General features: G+C 70.1%; 13 protein-coding genes. 3 read left to right on the top strand and 10 right to left on the bottom strand.

The annotated features are described in order from the left end of the window. The first annotated feature begins 47 nt into the window (after positions 1–47). Entirely contained in the window at positions 48–764 is a 717-nt protein-coding gene (locus QZ607_RS07155) for a hypothetical protein (RefSeq protein ID WP_295881266.1), read from the top strand. 93 nt (positions 765–857) lie between these two features. On the opposite strand, the gene QZ607_RS07150 is transcribed toward QZ607_RS07155, so the two are convergent. From QZ607_RS07150 to uvrD, 9 genes are all read right to left on the bottom strand, one after another. Further along, the gene (locus tag QZ607_RS07150) at positions 858–2,153 is read right to left on the bottom strand and encodes a citrate synthase (protein ID WP_295881262.1); all 1,296 of its coding nucleotides are present in this window, start codon (positions 2,151–2,153) and stop codon (positions 858–860) included. A 289-nt stretch (positions 2,154–2,442) separates the two neighbouring features. Next, the gene (gene mdh, locus QZ607_RS07145; protein WP_295881260.1) at positions 2,443–3,390 is read right to left on the bottom strand and encodes a malate dehydrogenase; all 948 of its coding nucleotides are present in this window, start codon (positions 3,388–3,390) and stop codon (positions 2,443–2,445) included. A gap of 111 nt (positions 3,391–3,501) precedes the next feature. Next, entirely contained in the window at positions 3,502–4,776 is a 1,275-nt protein-coding gene (locus tag QZ607_RS07140) for a malic enzyme-like NAD(P)-binding protein (protein ID WP_295881258.1), read from the bottom strand. A gap of 534 nt (positions 4,777–5,310) precedes the next feature. Next, the gene (gene rpmE, locus QZ607_RS07135; protein WP_295881256.1) at positions 5,311–5,511 is read right to left on the bottom strand and encodes a 50S ribosomal protein L31; all 201 of its coding nucleotides are present in this window, start codon (positions 5,509–5,511) and stop codon (positions 5,311–5,313) included. Between the two features lie 173 nt (positions 5,512–5,684). Further along, on the bottom strand, positions 5,685–6,851 hold the full coding sequence (gene hemW, locus QZ607_RS07130; protein WP_295881253.1) for a radical SAM family heme chaperone HemW: 1,167 nt from the start codon (positions 6,849–6,851) through the stop codon (positions 5,685–5,687). A gap of 59 nt (positions 6,852–6,910) precedes the next feature. Then, entirely contained in the window at positions 6,911–7,990 is a 1,080-nt protein-coding gene (locus QZ607_RS07125; protein ID WP_295881251.1) for a TRAP transporter substrate-binding protein, read from the bottom strand. Between the two features lie 78 nt (positions 7,991–8,068). Beyond that, positions 8,069–8,380: a hypothetical protein gene (locus QZ607_RS07120; RefSeq protein WP_295881248.1), complete on the bottom strand. Its 312-nt coding sequence runs from the start codon at positions 8,378–8,380 to the stop codon at positions 8,069–8,071. 46 nt (positions 8,381–8,426) lie between these two features. Beyond that, positions 8,427–8,780 (bottom strand): hypothetical protein, encoded by a 354-nt coding sequence (locus QZ607_RS07115; RefSeq protein ID WP_295881245.1) that lies wholly within the window; start codon positions 8,778–8,780, stop codon positions 8,427–8,429. A 50-nt stretch (positions 8,781–8,830) separates the two neighbouring features. After that, positions 8,831–10,996 carry a DNA helicase II gene (gene uvrD, locus QZ607_RS07110; RefSeq protein WP_295881243.1) on the bottom strand — a complete coding sequence of 722 codons (2,166 nt, stop codon included), beginning with the start codon at positions 10,994–10,996 and terminating at the stop codon, positions 8,831–8,833. Between the two features lie 284 nt (positions 10,997–11,280). Here uvrD and hemE point away from each other — a divergent pair, with 284 nt between their 5' ends. Beyond that, on the top strand, positions 11,281–12,351 hold the full coding sequence (gene hemE / locus QZ607_RS07105) for a uroporphyrinogen decarboxylase (protein ID WP_295881241.1): 1,071 nt from the start codon (positions 11,281–11,283) through the stop codon (positions 12,349–12,351). A 167-nt stretch (positions 12,352–12,518) separates the two neighbouring features. Beyond that, positions 12,519–14,549, top strand: coding sequence for a hypothetical protein (locus QZ607_RS07100; protein ID WP_295881239.1), 2,031 nt, complete (start codon positions 12,519–12,521; stop codon positions 14,547–14,549). Between the two features lie 50 nt (positions 14,550–14,599). Here QZ607_RS07100 and ptsP read toward each other — a convergent pair whose 3' ends face one another. After that, positions 14,600–16,864, bottom strand: a complete 2,265-nt coding sequence (gene ptsP, locus QZ607_RS07095; RefSeq protein ID WP_295881236.1) for a phosphoenolpyruvate--protein phosphotransferase — start codon at positions 16,862–16,864, stop codon at positions 14,600–14,602. Positions 16,865–16,890 lie beyond the last annotated feature (26 nt).

Here is a 16,890-nt window from a genome sequence, read left to right as displayed (position 1 = left end):
CAGCGGTTATCATTGACGGGCCAGCTGCAACTGCGAGCGAGACACTCATGCCCAGGCGATCGGGATCCAAGGCCGCCGCCGCGGCCACTACGCGCCGGCCGAAGCGCCGCAGCCCGGCAGCCGAGCCGGCGGGCGGCCGCCACCGCTGCCTGGATCAGCGCCGGCGGCTGGCCTACGAATCCGCCCGCATCCTGGCCGAGCACGGCCCAACGGAGTTCGACCGCGCGCGGCGCAAGGCCGCGGCGCGGCTCGGTATCACCGACAAGCGCTGCTGGCCGGACAACGGCGAGATCAACGACGCCCTCATCGAGCAGCAGCGCCTGTTCGCCCCCGACGAGCATGCCGAGGGCCTCGATGCGCTGCGCCGCCACGCGCTCGAGGCCATGCGGACCTTCGCGGAGTTCCGCCCACGGCTCATCGGGCCTGCGCTGCGCGGCACGGCTACGCGCGAGCACGGCATTGAGCTGCGCCTCTTCGCGGACAGCCCGGAGGAGGTGCTGATGGCACTGATGGAGCGACACATCCCCTGGCGGCAGCGCGAGGCGGCGCAGCGCTACGCCAGCGGCACCGTTCAGAACGCGCCGGTGTTCGAGTTCGTGGCGGGCGGCATCCCGGTGCACCTGCAGGTGCTGCCCTGGCAGGCGCTGCGGCAGCCGCCGCTGGACCCGGTGTCCGAGCGCCCGGAGCGTGGCATCGATGCGGAAGAGCTGAGCGTCCTGCTGGCTGCGGGCGACCCGCCGGACGCCGTGCCGGCGCTGCGCTGATCCTGCACCACATCGCCGGCGCCGTGGGCCGCCGCCGCATCAGCGGCGGTGGATGAACGGCGGCGGGCGGCCGCGCCCGCCGCCGCAGCCAGCTCAGCGCTTGGAGATGGGCACGTATTCGCGCGGCTCGGGGCCGCAGTAGATCTGGCGCGGGCGGCCGATGCGGTTGGCCGGGTCGCTCATCATCTCCATCCAGTGCGAGACCCAGCCCACGGTGCGTGCGAGCGCGAACATGACGGTGAACATGTTGCGCGGGATGCCGAGCGCGCTGTAGATGATGCCGGAGTAGAAGTCCACGTTCGGATAGAGCTTGCGCTCGACGAAGTATTCGTCATTCAGCGCAATGTCCTCCAGCTTCAGCGCCAGCTCGAACAACGGACTGTCCGCACCCGGCATCTCCTCCAGTACCTGGTGACAGACCTCGCGGATGATCTTCGCCCGCGGGTCGTAGTTCTTGTAGACCCGATGGCCGAAGCCCATGAGGCGGAAGGGGTCGTCCTTGTCTTTTGCTTTGTCGATGAATTTGGGCACATTGGCGACGTCGCCGATCTCGGTCAGCATATCCAGCACCGCCTCATTGGCGCCGCCGTGCGCCGGGCCCCACAGGGAGGCGATGCCCGCCGCGATGCACGCGAAGGGGTTGGCACCGGAGCTGCCGGCGAGCCGCACCGTGGAGGTGCTCGCGTTCTGCTCGTGGTCGGCGTGCAGAATGAACAGCAGGTTGAGCGCCTTCTCCGCCAGCAGCTCGGGCTCATAGTCCGAGCAGGGGGTCGCGAACATCATATGCAGGAAGTTCGCGCCATAGCGCAGGTCGTTGCGCGGGTACATGATGGGCTCGCCGACGTTGTGCTTGTAGGCGGCGGCGGCGATGGTGGGAACCTTGGCGATGAGGCGGTGCGCCGAGACCTCGCGGTAGTGCGGGTCGTTGACGTCGATGGACTCGTGGTAGAAGGCCGAGAGTGAGCCGACGACACCACAGAGGATGGCCATCGGGTGCGCGTCGTAGTGGAACCCGTCGAGGAAGTTCTTCAGGTTCTCGTTCAGCATGGTGTGGGTGGTGATCACCCGCTCGAACTCCACCAGATCGTGCTCGTTGGGCAGCTCGGAGTAGAGCAGCAGGTAGGCCACCTCCAGAAAGCTCGCCTTGGTGGCCAGCTGCTCGATGGGATAGCCGCGGTAGAGCAGCACGCCTTTTTCACCGTCGATGTAGGTGATGGCGCTGTGGCAGCTGGCCGTGGCCATGAAGCCCGGGTCGTAGGTGAAAAAGCCGGCATCGCGGTAGAGCGAGGAGATGTCCACCGCCGGCGGCCCCATGGTGCCCTCCCGCAATGCAAACTCGTGGCTTGCGCCATCCTCGTTATTGGTGATGGTGACGGTCTTCTCGCTCATGGACATGACTCCCGGCTTCGGAGTTGTATGCGTGCGCCGCCCAAGCCAGCTCGCAGCCGCCGCACCGCGGGCGCACCGAACTGCACCATCTTGGTGCAGGTAATTGCTGAGACGGGTCGCGAATGCCGCAGCCCGAACCCGCTGTCGCCGCCAGGCCGCATCAATGGCCCCGAGACGTGCCGGGACCAGCGCCTGTGGCGCGCCCGCGGGGTGGCCGCGGACGGCGCCCGACCCGTGGGCCGTTACCGCCCATGCAGAAAGGATGCCGGCTGGGCAGGATGCGTGCCGGTCAGCCGCCTGCACCCATGCCAAGCTCCGCAAGGCGCTGGATGTCCGCACGTACGGCGGCCACAGAGTGCTCGAAATCCTCCTGCTCCTGATCGTTCAGATCCAGCTCCACCACCTGCGCCAGGCCGGTTTCGTCCAGCACGCAGGGCACGCCCATGGCGATGTCGCGCTCGCCGTATTCGCCATCCAGCAGCGCCACGCAGGGCATCAGCCGCCGCCGGTTGTGGCTCATGGCATCCACCATGGCCGCCACTGCCGCAGCCGGCGCATCGTAGGCGCTGGAGTTCTTGCGCAGGGCCAGGATCTCTGCCCCGCCCTTGCGGGTGCGCTCGATGATGGCCTCCAGCCGATCCGGTGCGATGAAGTGGCTCACCGGCACGCCGTTGATGGTGCAGTAGCGCGGCACGGGCACCATGGTGTCGCCGTGGCCGCCCAGCACGATGGTGGTGATGTCGAGCGCCGAGAAGCCCGTCTCCTCGGCGATGAACGCCGCCATGCGCGAGGCGTCCAGCACGCCGGCCTGCCCGAACACCCGCGAGCGCGCCCAGCCGGTGCGCTGGGCGACCCGATAGGTCAGGGTGTCCACCGGGTTCGAGACCACCAGCACCTTGGCATGCGGGGCATGGGCGACGATGTGGTCCGTCACCTCGTCGATGATCTTGACGTTGGCCGCCAGCACGTCGGAGCGCGACATGCCGGGCTTGCGCGGGAAGCCCGCGGTGACGATCACCAGGTCCGAGCCCGCCATCACCGCCGGGTCGTTACTGCCGCAGAGGCGGCAGTCGAATTCGAAGAAGGGCGCGGTCTGGAAGATGTCCAGGGCGACACCCTCCGGCACGTCCTCCCGCACGTCATAGAGCGCGATCTCGCGGCACAGCTCCTCTTCGGCGAGGATCTGCGCGGTGGTCTCGCCGACACGCCCGGCCCCTACGATACTGATCTTCTGCACTTGAGCTCCTCCGGTTTGACGGCCCGGCGGCCCATACGGGCCGGGCCTTGGCTTTGGTGGACCGGGGGTCTGCGCCCCCTTGCATGACTGCCCGCGCTCGGACCGCGCCGCTCAGTTCGTGGGGTGAGCCGGTGCCGCACCGCTCTTGACCGCGGCGGCCGCCACCGCCGGCGCGACCCGCTCGCGCAGGCGCGGATCAAAGGGCTTGGGGATGATGTAGTCCGGGCCGTGTGTCAGGGACTTGAGCCCATAGGCGTCCAGCACGGACTGCGGCACGGGCTCATGCGTCAAGTCCTTGAGCGCGTGCACGGCCGCGATCTGCATCTCTTCGTTGATGCGCGAGGCGCGGGCGTCCAGGGCACCGCGGAAAATGAACGGGAAGCCCAGCACGTTGTTCACCTGGTTCGGATAATCCGAGCGGCCGGTGGCCATGATCAGGTCGTCGCGCACCCTCCAGGCCACCTCGGGCCGGATTTCCGGTACCGGGTTCGACAGCGCAAAGACAATGGGCCGCGGCGCCATGGTCGCAAGCATGTCCGGCGGCAGCAGGTCGGGCCCGGAGACGCCGATGAAGACATCGGCGTCGACCAGCGCGTCGCGCATGGTGCGCTTGTCCGTGTCCGCGGCGATGCCGAACTTGAACGGGTTCAGATCCCTGCGGCCGGTGTGGATCACGCCCTGGCGGTCGATGGCGAAGATGTTGTTGCGATGCGCGCCCAGGGTCATCAAGAGCCGAATGGAGGCGATGCCCGCGGCGCCGGCGCCGAGCACCACGATGCGTACATCCTCCAGGCGCTTTTCCTGCAGCTCCAGCGCATTCAGGAGCCCGGCCGCGATGATGATGGCCGTGCCGTGCTGATCGTCGTGGAACACCGGGATGTCCAACTCGTTCATCAGAATCTGCTCGATCTCGAAGCAGTGCGGCGCGGCGATGTCCTCCAGGTTGATACCGCCGAAGGTGGGTGCGATGCGCCGGACCGTCTCGATGAACTCCTGCGGATGGCGGGCATGGACCTCGATGTCGAACACGTCGATGTCCGCGAAGTGCTTGAACAGCACCGCCTTGCCTTCCATCACGGGCTTGCTGGCGAGCGGCCCGACGCCGCCCAAGCCGAGCACGGCACTGCCGTCGGTGATCACTGCCACCAGGTTGCCCTTGTTGGTGTAGCGATAGGCCGCGGAGGGCTCGGCTGCGATGCGGCGCACCGGCTCGGCGACGCCGGGGGTGTAGGCCAGCGACAGATCGCGCTGGGTTGTGGCGGGCTTCTTGATCTCGACCGCCGTCTTGCCGGGGGTCGGCTCGGCGTGGTAACGCAGCGCCGCCCGGTTCAGGTCGGCATCGTTCAGGTCGGCATCGTTTTTGGCGAAGCTCTCGGCGTTCGACATGACGGACTCTCGATTCGGGCACAGCAGTCGGGGCTTGCGGGGCCGGGGTTGGGGGCGCCGGGCTTAGCGGCGCCGGGCCGCGCCGGGCGCAGGACAGGCAACGGGACAATGTCGGGCTGCCGCGGGCCGCGCGCGGCGGGGCCGGAGGCGAGCAAGCGTCAAGCATGTGCCGATCACCCCGGGATCGCAAGGCGATGCAGGCAATTGGAAGTATTGCGGGGGCCGATAACTTGACCGGCAGCAAGGGGGCGGTGTCCGGCGGGTCGCCGGCGCGCGCTGGAAGCGGGTGCGCTGAGCAGGCGGCCCCTGAGCGGGACAGGTGCAGGGCAGGTGCCGGTTGGCCGCCGGCGCTCACAGCCTGCGGAGGCGGTCGACAGAGGCGACAAGTACTTGAAGTCGGCCGCGCATTGCACGCGGCCGGAGGCGGCAGCGCCGGACGCGCGCTGCCGGGATGGACGGCGTTTGGGATGGACGGCGTCTGGGTTGGACGGCGTCTGGGTTGGACGGCGTCTGGCGCTGCGGGAAAGAGGTCCGTCAGCGGCCGTAGCGGCGGCGGAACTTGTCCACACGACCGCCGGTGTCGAGGATTTTCTGCTTGCCGGTGTAGAACGGGTGGCAGGCGGAGCAGACCTCGACATGCAGCTCCTGGCCGAGTGTCGAGCGGGTCGTGAAGCTGTTGCCGCAGCTGCAGATGACCTTGATGTCCTGGTAATTGGGATGGATGTCGGCTTTCATGGCCTTACGCCCTGGAGGTTGTCTGCCGTGCAGCCCGGCGGGCGGCACGGCCTGGAACTGGAGGAACCGGCGGTCGCGACATATGGCATCGGACCCGTAGTAAACCGGGCAGGATACGCTCCAGATGCCGATCCTGCAACAGCACCAAAGCCGAGCGCAGTCGGGCCAGGGCGTCAATCCGCCGCGAAACCGGCCACGACATCGTTCAGGAAACGCTGCCCGAGCGGCGTCGCCGCCAGACGCTCGGGCGCGGGCGCGAGCAGCCCGGCGCGCGCGAGCCGCCGTCGCGGCGCCGCGAGCCGGGCCGCCGGCAGGCCGGTGTGGGCGCTGAACAGGGCCGTCTCGACGCCGTCTGTCAGGCGCAGGGCGTTCAGCGTGAACTCCAGCACCAGGTCGGCGTCATCCAGCAGCCGGCGATGAGCAAGCTTGTGCTGCGCCGCGAGATACGCCGTCGGCGAGCGCTTTGCACTGCGCCGCTCCACCAGAGCCGTCGCCACATCCGTCAGCTTGCCGTGGGCGCCGGCGCCGATGCCGAGATAATCGCCGAAGCGCCAGTAGTTCAGATTGTGCCGGCAATGCTGCCCGTCCCGGGCGTAAGCCGAGACCTCGTAGCGTGCGAAGCCCGCGGCGGCCAGGCGCGCCATGCCGGCTTCATGCATGGCATCCAGGGTGTCGTGATCCGGCAGCGGCGGCGGGGCATGCGCGAAGGCGGTGTTCGGCTCCAGTGTGAGCTGATAGTAGGAGATGTGCTCGGGCGCGAGGGCAATCAGCGCCTCCAGGTCGGCCGCGGCCTCGGCCAGGGTCTGCTCCGGCAAACCGAACATCAGGTCCAGGTTGATGTTCCCGAAGCCCGCGGCCCGCGCGGCATCCACGGCGGCGCGGGCCTGCGCCGGGTCGTGGATGCGCCCGAGCGCCCGCAGGTGACGCGCCGACAGCGACTGCACGCCGATGGAGAGGCGATTGACCCCCGCCTGCCGGTATGCGCGGAAATGGCCCGCGTCCACGGCGCCGGGGTTGGCTTCCAGGGTGACTTCCGCATCCGCTGCGAGCACGCAGCGCTCGCGCACGCCGTCCAGCAGCCGGGCGACAGCGCCCCCGGAGAACAGGCTCGGGGTACCGCCGCCGATGAAGACCGAGATCAACGGCCGCGCCGCCACCGCTACCGCGCACTGGGCACTGAGGTCCGCCAGCAGGGCATCCACGTAAGCCCGCTCCGGCAGCGCATCGCCCAGCCGGTGCGAGTTGAAGTCGCAGTACGGGCACTTGCGCACGCACCAGGGCAGGTGGACGTAGAGGGCAAGCGGCGGCGGGCCGGCCGGAAACCGCCGCCCCGTCTGCATCGCAGCCCGATCGGCGGCAGCCGAGGCGCTGCCCGCGTCGGCGTCCGCGCCGGCGGCGCTCAGGCCTGATCCCGCGCCTTGAGGTAGGTCAGCTCCGAGATGGCGCTCCATTCCTTCGCCTGTTTCAGAAATTTCTGGTAGGACGCGAAGGTCTTCTGCGAGAAGGCGTCCTGCTCGGCGATCTCCGCCACCACCTCGCCGGACAGCTCGCGGAGCTTCGCGATGACGTCATCCGGATACCTGCGCAGGTCGACCTTGTGCTCCGTGAGCAGGGTCTGAAGCGCGGCGGGATTGCGCGCCGTGTACTCGGCGAGCATGTCCTGGTTCACCACCTTGCAGGCGTTCAGCACGATGGATTGCAGATCCTTCGGCAGCGCGTCGAAGACCTCCTTGTTGATCATCGCCTCCAGCACCGTGCCGGGCTCGTGCCAGCCGGGGTAGTAGTAGTATTTCGCCGCCTTGTAGAGGCCGAAGGCGAGGTCGTTATAGGGCCCCACCCACTCGGTGGCGTCGATGGCGCCGGACTGAAGCGACGTGAAGAGCTCCCCACCCGGCAGGTTCACGGGCGTGCCGCCGGCGCGCTTCAGCACCTCGCCGCCGAGCCCGGGGATGCGCATCTTGAGCCCGTCCAGGTCGGCGACGGAGTTGATCTCCTTGTTGAACCAACCGCCCATCTGCACGCCCGTGTTGCCGGCCGGCGCCGGCACCAGGCCGAAGCCTGCGTACAGCTCGCTCCACAGCTCCAGGCCGCCGCCGTGGTACATCCAGCCGTTCATCTCCTGCGCCGTCAGCCCGAAGGGCACGGTGGAGAAGAACTGCGCCGCCTCGCTCTTGCCCTTCCAGTAATAAGCCGAGCCGTGGCCCATCTCGGCGGTGCCGCGGGAGACGGCGTCGAACACCTCGAACGCCGGCACCAGCTCACCCGCGCCGTAGACTTTCACCTCGATGCGCCCGCCGCTCATCTCGCCGATGAGGGCGGCCAGGTTGTTGGCACCGGTGCCGAGGCCCGGGAAGTTCTTGGGCCAGGTGGTGACCATCTTCCACTTGTGCTCGGGCTTGGCCCAGGCGCTGCGGCTGCCGAGGGCGGCGCCGGCGGCGGTTGCACCGGCGGCCCCGGCGATGAAGGTGCGGCGTTGCATGGTTGCTTGCTCCTCGTCGTTTATCGTTGCCAGGCAGGCGCGGTGCTGCGGCCGGACGCGACCGGGTAAGCGCTTTTCTCAACCGCCGCGCCAGCGACGCATGATCCATCGGACGCCCGCCGTCAGCAACACGGCATTCAGCGCCGTGCCGCCGGTGAAGACCAGCAGATAGCCGAGGTCCCGCAGGACCTGCGCGAGCGGCGACCCGGCGGCACGAAAGAAGCCAAGCGCCGCGAGCGACCAGGGCAGCGAGGTGAGCGTCAGGGTGATGCCGGCGAAGTCGAGCACGGCCGGTGCCGCGTCCAGCGCCGCCCGCAGCTCGCGCTCCAGCAAGGTGTAGCCGAGCAGCAGCGCCAGCAGCAGCAGGAACAGCCGCAGATAGCCGGTCATGGCAGGCTGGACCCGGCGAGGTCGTTTGTCGCGGTCGCGGCGGCTGTCAGCCCCGCCGGCGCCAGGCCGCGGCGACGTTGCGCCGCAGCGCGTGCTCGACCGCGATGCGCCGGGCGGCGCCCGCCAGCAGCGCATTCAGGATGGCGGCGTTGACGGCGATGCCGAGGCCGAGCAGCAGCAGGAACAGGCTGTCGCGCACGGCGGCGCCCACCGCGGAGGTGGTCGGCGCATGGAAGTCCAGCGCCAGCAGCGCCCAGGGCATGGCGGCGGCGATCAGGAAAAACCCCTCCTGCTCGTAGGCCTGCGGCCAAACGCCGAGCCAGCGCGAGAACACCAGCCCGGCCAGAAAGTACCAGAGCACCAGCAACAGCGTGATCTGGAAAATGCGCAGCGCGGACATGGCTCACGCGGCCGGGTCCGCACGGTCCGCCGTCGCCGGGCATGGGCGCATCAGCCGGCAGCATCGAGCCGCGCATAGGCCAGCACCAGCCATTTGGCGCCGACGGATTCGAAGTTGACCTGGATGCGGGCCTGGTTGCCCGTACCCTCGGTACTCAGCACCACGCCGGTGCCGAACTTGGGGTGCACCACCTGCTGGCCGAGCCGGAAGCCGCCGGCGGCGGACCCGGCCGCCGGCGCCGCGGGCTGGGCGACGCCGCCGCCGCGGACCTCCTCCAGCAGCTCCACCGGCACCTCGCGCAGAAAGCGCGAGGGCATGGGGTATTCCTCGCGGCCGTGCAGCCGCCGGCTCTCGGCGTGGGTCAGGTACAGCCGCTGCATGGCGCGGGTCATGCCGACGTAGCAGAGTCGGCGCTCTTCTTCGAGCCGCGCGGGGTCATCCGCGGACATGGCATGCGGGAACAGGCCCTCTTCGACGCCGGTGACGAAGACCACCGGAAACTCGAGCCCCTTGGCACTGTGCAGGGTCATGAGCTGCACCGCGTCCTGCACGTCGTCGGCCTGGGCATCGCCCGCCTCCAGTGCCGCGTGCGCGAGGAAGCTGCCGAGCAGATCCCCTTCGTCATCCGCCGCCTCGGCGGCGAATCGCCGCGTGGCCTCGGCCAGCTGCTCCAGGTTCTCGATGCGGTCCACACCGCGGCCGTCGCGCTCCTTCTTGTAGTGCTCGGGCAGCCCCGCCGCCTCCACCGTCTCCTGGATGAGGGTCGGCAAGTCCGCCGGCGCCCGGTCGGCGTCGGCGCGGGCACGCAGGCCCTCCATCAGGTCCAGGAAGCGGCGGACGGCGCCCAGGGCCCGCGGCGGCAGCGCATTGGCCCGCACCACCTCCTGCGCCGCCGCCCACAGCGAGCCGCCCTGGGCGCGCGCCTGCTCGCGCAGCAGGTCCAGGGTGCGCGGCCCGATGCCGCGCGGCGGCAGGTTCACCACCCGCTCGAAGGCAGCGTCGTCCTGGATGTTCACCAGCAGCCTGAGGTAGGCCAGCGCGTCCTTGATCTCGGCCCGCTCGAAGAAGCGCTGGCCGCCGTAGACGCGGTAGGGAAGACCGGCCTGGAGCAGGGCCTCTTCGAACAGCCGGGACTGGGCCGTGGTGCGGTAGAGGATGGCGCATTCCGAGCGCGCCATGCCCTCGTCCACGCAGTACCTGCGGATGCGCTCGACCACGAAGCGCGCCTCGTCCACCTCGTTGAAGGCGGCATAGCGGCGGATGGGCTCCCCCGCGCCGTCCTCCGTCCAGAGGTTCTTGCCGAGGCGGGTCGGGTTGTTGGCGATGAGCGCGTTGGCGGCGCCCAGGATGTTGCCGGTGGAGCGGTAGTTCTGCTCCAGGCGCACGACCTCGGTGTTCGGATAGTCAGCCTTGAAGCGCTGGATGTGCTCGACTTTCGCGCCGCGCCAGCCATAGATGGACTGGTCGTCGTCACCCACCAGAAACAGGTTGTCCCGATCCCCGGCGAGGAGCCGCAGCCAGGCATACTGGATGGCGTTGGTGTCCTGGAACTCGTCCACCAGGATGTGGCGGAAGCGCTCGCGGTAGTGGTGCAGAATTTCCGGGCGCTCCCGCAGCACCTCGTGCGCGCGCAGCAGCAGCTCGGCGAAATCCACCGTGCCGGCGCCCGCGCAGGCGTCCTGGTAGCGCTTGTAGATGTCGATCATCTGGTGCTGGTAGAAGTCGCCACCACCGTCCACATGCTGCGCGCGACGGCCTTCGTCCTTGTGGCGATTGATGAAGCCCTGCACCTGCCGCGGCGGCCAGCGGGCCTCGTCCAGCTCCATCTCCTTCAGGAGGCGCCGCACCAGACGGTATTGATCGTCGGCGTCCAGGATCTGGAATTGCTGCGGCAGCCCGGCGTCCTGCCAGTGCGCGCGCAGAAAGCGATGCGCCAGACCGTGGAAGGTGCCCACCCACATGCCGCCCACGGGCGCGCCCAGCATCTGCTCGATGCGCTGCTTCATCTCGCGGGCGGCCTTGTTGGTGAAGGTCACCGCCAGCAGCGACCAGGGCGGCACCTGCTCCACCTGGATCAGCCAGGCGATGCGGTGCACCAGCACCCGGGTCTTGCCGGAGCCGGCCCCGGCGAGCACCAGGCGGTTGCCCACGCCCGCGGCAACGGCGGTACGCTGGGCCTCGTTCAGGGTATCGAGAATCGCGGAGACATCATCCATGGGCGCATTGTACCGGCAGCGCGCCGGCACGCAGCCACGATGCATTGACGCAGGCCGCACGCCGTGCGCCCATTGCTCGCGGCAAGGTGCCCTGTAGTATGCTGCGCAGCATCGCCGGCGCAGCCGACGAGAGGGCAGTCTCCGCCGACATCGACACCTGCTCGGCGCCGCCGCTGCCACCGACGCGTTCGACTGGACCGCACGCTGGTCCGCACGACAACGACAGTCCATCGGCGCTCGCCGAGCGCCTCCCTGACCACCGAAGCCGCCGGAAACACCCGCCCGTGACTGAGCTCGCCAACGACACCCTGCTGCGCGCCCTGCTGCGCGAACCCGTCGCCTACACACCCGTCTGGATGATGCGCCAGGCCGGACGCTATCTGCCCGAGTACCGTGACACCCGCGCCCGCGCCGGCAGCTTCATGGATCTGTGCCGCAACCCCGAGCTCGCCTGCGAAGTGACCATCCAGCCGCTGGAGCGCTTCCCGCTGGACGCGGCCATCCTGTTCTCGGACATCCTGACGGTGCCCGACGCCATGGGGCTCGGACTCTATTTCGCTGAAGGCGAAGGCCCGCACTTCGAGCACCCGGTGCGCTCGGCGGCGGACGTGGAGCGCATCCGCGTGCCGGACCCGGAAGACGACCTGGGCTACGTCATGGCCGCCGTGCGCACCATCCGCCGCGAGCTCGCCGGCCGGGTCCCGCTCATCGGCTTCTCGGGCAGCCCCTGGACGCTGGCCACCTACATGATCGAAGGCGGCACCACCAAGCACTTCGCGCAGAGCAAGGCCATGATGTTCGACCGCCCGGACCTCATGCACGCGCTGCTCGCCAAGGTGGCGGAAGCCGTGACGCAGTATCTCAACGCCCAGGTCGCCGCCGGCGCTCAAGTGGCCATGGTGTTCGATACCTGGGGCGGCGTGCTGACACCCGGCGACTTCCGCGAGTTCTCCCTGCGGTACATGGAGCGCATCGTGGAGGGCCTGACCCGCGAGGCCGACGGCCGCCGCGTGCCCGTGGTGCTCTTCTCCAAAGGCGCCGGGCAGTGGCTCGACCGCATGGCGGAGACCGGCTGCGAGGCCCTGGGCGTGGACTGGACCACCGATCTTTCCGACGCACGCCGCCTGGTGCAGGATAAGGTCGCCTTGCAGGGCAACCTGGACCCCTGCACGCTGTATGCTTCGCCGGAGCGCATCCGGCGCGAGGTGGGCCGGGTGCTGGCAAGCTACGGCGCCGGCAACGGTCATGTCTTCAATCTGGGCCACGGCATTCATCCGGACACCAATCCGGAGCATGCTGCGGCCATGGTGGAAGCGGTACACGAGCTGAGCCGTCCCTATCACGCCGCGGCCTGAGGGGACCCCGCAGCGCAGTCCGGTCCGGGGGGGCCGAGAGCCGGGGGAGACCGGGCCGGGAGACGCAGGCCCGGCCCGTTCCGGCCCGTCGCGGCATGGCCGGGCGGCAACCGCACTGATGCGATAAGCCGCTGGTGATCCCATGGTAAGCCCCTCGTGAGCCCCTCGTGAGTCAAGCACAACAGCTGCGCAGCCCGGAGCCGCACACAGCCCTGCCCGGTATGTCGGGCGGCGGCGGGCCGCACATCGAGGTGGTCACCGGAGCGGATGCGCCGGAGGAGACCACCGTGTCGCCGGGCCGCAGCGCGCTGTCGATGCTCCTCTGGTTCCTCGCCGTCTTCGCGGTGGTGGCGGCGCCCCTGACGCTGTGGAATTTCAGCCGCCCGCCGGTGTATCGGGCCACCGCCACCGTGCTCACCACGGTGCCGGCCGAGCGCAACGGCGCCGGGCGCAGCGAGGCCGACCTGCAGCACGTCGCCATCCAGCGACAGCTGCTGCTGGGCCGCCAGCTGCTCACCGACACCATCGCCCAGGTGGAAGCAGCGGGCGCCACGCCGCCGCCGACACCGGACGACCTGCGCCCCCTGCTCACCGTGGACGCCGTGCCCGGCACCAACCTGGTGGAGCTGAGCGCGGAGGGCGGCGCGCCCCTGCTCCTCGCCGACATCGTCAATGCCTGGCTGGACGCCTACGAGGAGCTGCGCCAGCGTGAGATACAGGCTCGGGTCGGCGCCCAGCTGACCCAGCTCGCCGATCAGGGCGACTCCCTGGAAGCCAAGATCGCCGCCAAGCGCGCGGCACTGAGACGCTTTCGCGAGCAGCACGACATCGTCACGCTGGAGCGCGACAGCAATCGCGCGCTGAAGCGCCTGAACAGCCTCCAGGACACCCTGGCCGATGCCGAGGACGCCCAGATCAAGGCCAGGGCGAAGCTCGCCGCCATCGAGGCCGCCGCCGCCCGCGGCGAGCCGGTGCTGGCCAAGGAGCAGGCGGCGACGCTGGCGCGGCTTGAGGAGCAGGAGTCCGAGCTCGTCGTCAAGGTGAATCAGCTGCAAAAGCGCTACACGGAGATGTTCATCCAGAACGACCCGGACAAGCGTGCCCTGCCGGAAGCCCTGCAGCGCCTGCGGGCGCGCATGGACACCGTCAGGCGCCAGGGTGCCGAGGCGGCGCTCACGGCGGCGCAGCGGGAGGTGGAAACGGCCACGGACCGGCTGTTCCGGCTGCAGCGCGAGCTCGCCGAGCAGAAACGCGTCGCCTCAGGCTTCAGCGCCGACTTCGAGACCTACCAGGATCTGGAAACGGACCTCGCGGCGCTGGACGAGCTGCAGCGGCAGAAGGAGCGCGAGCGCGTGGCCGTGGAGACCCGCGCCATCGACGACTATCCGCAGATTGAGATCATCGAGCCCGCGCACCCGCCGCGTGACCCGGTGCGCCCGGACTATCTGCGCGACCTCGGCGTCACCACGGCGCTCGCCGGCGGCGCCGGCCTGCTGACGCTCTTCGGGCTCGCCCTGGTGGATGCGGCGCGCCGCCCGCGCCGGCGGACGCCCATGACCGGGGTGCGCATCTGGGGACCGGGGGGGGCCGAGCAACCCCAGGGCCGGCAGCTGCCGCGCGCCGCGCCCGGCGCGGAGCTCGGCCATGCGCCCCAGGCCCGCGAGCCACAGCCGGCCCTGCCGGATGCCGCACCGCGGCAGCTCATGGGCGGCGAGGTGGAGGCCCTGTGGGAGCTCGCCGACGACGGCGAGCGCCAGCTCATGGGCCTGTTGTTGTGCGGCCTGGACCTGACGGACATCGCGGCCATGACGCCTGCGGACTTCGCGCTCGACAGTCGCGAGGTCACCGCACCCGGCGACGGCCGGCGCATCGCGTTGCCGGCGGCGCTGGCGGATCTGTTCGCGGACGCTGACCCTCTGCCCGCCTGGCAGCGCCCGGAGGAAGCAGAAGAGCTGGCGCGACGCATTCCGCTGCTGGCGCTGGATGCGGGCCTGGCACACGCAGCGGAGGTGACTCCCGAAGTGCTGCGGCACACCTACCTCGCCTACCTGGTGCGCCAGGGTGCGCGCCTGACGGAGCTGCACCGCATCGCGGGCCGCATGGACGCCGCGGCGGTCCAGCGCTATGCGCCGCTCTCGCCCGCCGGCGCCGCGCGGCCGCTGGCGCAGCTCGACCTCGCCTACCCCGTGCTGGCCTGAGCATGCCGGCCGCCGCGTGCCCCGGCTGCGGCGGAGCGACGACGCCGGGCTCAGCGCCCGGGGCGCACCAGCCCGCCGAGGCCGATCTCCTCCAGCGCGTCCATCAGCAGGGCCCGCACGCAGGCCCCGCGCTCACAGAGCAGGGCGCGGGCCAGGAGCTCCCGCGCCCGGGTCCGGCTGATGCTGCGCACCACGCCCTTGACGCGCAACAGGCTGCCGGCCCCCATGCTGAGGCTGTGGACACCGAGCCCGAGCAACAGCGGCGTGGCGCGCGGATCGCCGGCAAGCTCGCCGCAGACAGTGACCTCCCGGCCATGGCCGCGTGCGGCCTCCGCCACCTGCATCAGGGCCCGGAGCACCGCGGGATGGAATTCGTCATAGAGGGCCGCAACCCGGGCGTTGTTGCGGTCCACGGCCAGCAGATACTGCGTCAGGTCGTTGGTCCCCACCGACAGGAAGGACACCCGCCGCGCCAGCACATCCGCCTGGTACACGGCCGCCGGCACCTCGATCATCACCCCCACCGGTGGCAGCCGCACCGCGTGGCCCTCTTCCTGAAGCTCGTCGCAGGCGCGCTGGATGAGCGCCAGGGCGTCGTCCAGCTCGTCCACAGTGGTGATCATCGGCAGCAGCAGCTGCAGGTTGTCGAGCCCCACCGCCGCGCGCAGCATGGCCCGCACCTGGGTCATGAAGATCTCCGGGTGGTCGCGGGTGATGCGGATGCCGCGCCAGCCGAGAAAGGGATTGGACTCGTGCACCGGGAAGTAGGGCAGCGGCTTGTCGCCCCCGACGTCCAGGGTGCGGATGGTCACCGGCCGCGGCGCGAAGGTCGTGAGCACCTGGCGATAGTGCCGCTGCTGCGCCTCCTCGCCCGGAAAGCGGTCGCGCACCATGAAGGGCAGCTCGGTGCGGTAGAGCCCGACGCCGGCGGACTCGTCGATGCCCAGCGGCCGCTGCTCCAGCACCAGGCCGGTGTTCAGATACAGCGGCAGCGCGAAGCCGTCCGTGGTTTCTGAGGGCTGCCCGCGCAGGGCTTCCAGCTCGGCGGAGAAGGCGCGCTCCTCCACGGCGAGCCGCCGATACTCGGCGGCCACCGTGGCGGACGGCTCCACGTACACCCGCCCGCGGTAGCCATCGACGATCATGGCGCGCCCCTCGAGCCGGCTCACCGGCAGCTCCAGCACGCCCACCGCCGCCGGCACCCCCATGCCCCGGGCCAGGATCGCCAGATGCGACGACGCCGAGCCGCGCCGGCTGATGATGCCGGCGAGGGACTCCCGCGGCACCGCGGCGATCTGCATGGCGCTGATCTCGTCCCCCACCAGCAGCGTCTGCGATGGATAGCTCGCCGCCTGCTGCGTGGCACCGTGCTGGAGGCGCACCAACACCTGGCGGCCGAGGTCGCGCACGTCTGAGCCGCGCTCGCGCAGATAGGGATCGTCCACGCGGTCGAACTCCGCCAGCAGCTCCGCGACAGTGGCCCGCAGCGCGCCCTGCGCCCAATTGCCGGCGCGGATGCGCGCGATGGTGTCGGCGACGAGGCTCTCGCTCTCCAGCATCAGCCGCCAGGCATCGAACAACGCCTGGTCCTCGTCGCGCAACGTGCCCCCCATGCGCTCGGCGAGCCGGCCGATGTCCGCGGCGACGCCGGCCACCGCGGCGCGGAAGCGCTTGATCTCCGCATCCGGGTCCGACGCAGGCTTGTCCGGCACCGCATCCAGGTCCGCCGGGGCGTAGACCACGTAGGCCGTGCCGATGCCCACGCCGGGCGCCGCCGCAATGCCCTCCAGAAAGTGATTCGGCAGCCCCGGCTGCTGGAGACGCATCAGCTCGCCGCTGCCGCGCGCGAGCGCGATGGCGGCGGCGAGCTGCATCGCCAGGGTCATGACGAAGGTCACCTCGTCGTCGGCGAAGCGTTGCGCCGCCCGCCGCCGCAGCACCAGCACCCCGAGCACCCGGCGGTGTTGGATGATGGGCACGCCGAGGAAGCCGTGGAAGGGCTCCTCGCCGCTGTCGGTGATGGCGAGATAGCAGGCGTGCGTGTGGGCATCGTCCAGATTGACGATGTCGGCGCGCTCGGCGGCACGGCCGATGAGCCCCCGATGCAGGGGGATGCGTATCCGGCCGACGGACGCCGGCGGCAAACCGTCGGTGGCCATCAGCACATGCTCGCGGCGGGCGGTGTCGGTGAGGTAGACGGAGCAGACATCGGCGCCGATGGCCTGCTTCACGTCACGCACCACCACGGCCAGCGCTGCATCCAGCGCGGGCGCACGGTCAACGGCGTCGATGATGCGTCTTAATGTCGCCAGCATGGCCGAAGAACTGCGCGGCCGGCGCC

The sequence above is a fragment of the uncultured Thiohalocapsa sp. genome (genome assembly GCF_913063425.1).
Classification (GTDB): Bacteria; Pseudomonadota; Gammaproteobacteria; order Chromatiales; family Chromatiaceae; genus Thiohalocapsa.
Note: the sequence above shows the minus strand (reverse complement) of the source record. Positions and strands in the feature narration are given on the sequence as shown.

Coding starts and splice junctions, on each gene's coding strand:
- ptsP (WP_295881236.1), bottom strand. CDS start 16,864: ATGCTGGCGACATTAAGACGCATCATCGACGCCGTTGACCGTGCGCCC.
- QZ607_RS07125 (WP_295881251.1), bottom strand. CDS start 7,990: ATGCAACGCCGCACCTTCATCGCCGGGGCCGCCGGTGCAACCGCCGCC.
- QZ607_RS07120 (WP_295881248.1), bottom strand. CDS start 8,380: ATGACCGGCTATCTGCGGCTGTTCCTGCTGCTGCTGGCGCTGCTGCTC.
- hemW (WP_295881253.1), bottom strand. CDS start 6,851: ATGCAGACGGGGCGGCGGTTTCCGGCCGGCCCGCCGCCGCTTGCCCTC.
- QZ607_RS07150 (WP_295881262.1), bottom strand. CDS start 2,153: ATGAGCGAGAAGACCGTCACCATCACCAATAACGAGGATGGCGCAAGC.
- rpmE (WP_295881256.1), bottom strand. CDS start 5,511: ATGAAAGCCGACATCCATCCCAATTACCAGGACATCAAGGTCATCTGC.
- QZ607_RS07140 (WP_295881258.1), bottom strand. CDS start 4,776: ATGTCGAACGCCGAGAGCTTCGCCAAAAACGATGCCGACCTGAACGAT.
- QZ607_RS07115 (WP_295881245.1), bottom strand. CDS start 8,780: ATGTCCGCGCTGCGCATTTTCCAGATCACGCTGTTGCTGGTGCTCTGG.
- QZ607_RS07155 (WP_295881266.1), top strand. CDS start 48: ATGCCCAGGCGATCGGGATCCAAGGCCGCCGCCGCGGCCACTACGCGC.
- uvrD (WP_295881243.1), bottom strand. CDS start 10,996: ATGGATGATGTCTCCGCGATTCTCGATACCCTGAACGAGGCCCAGCGT.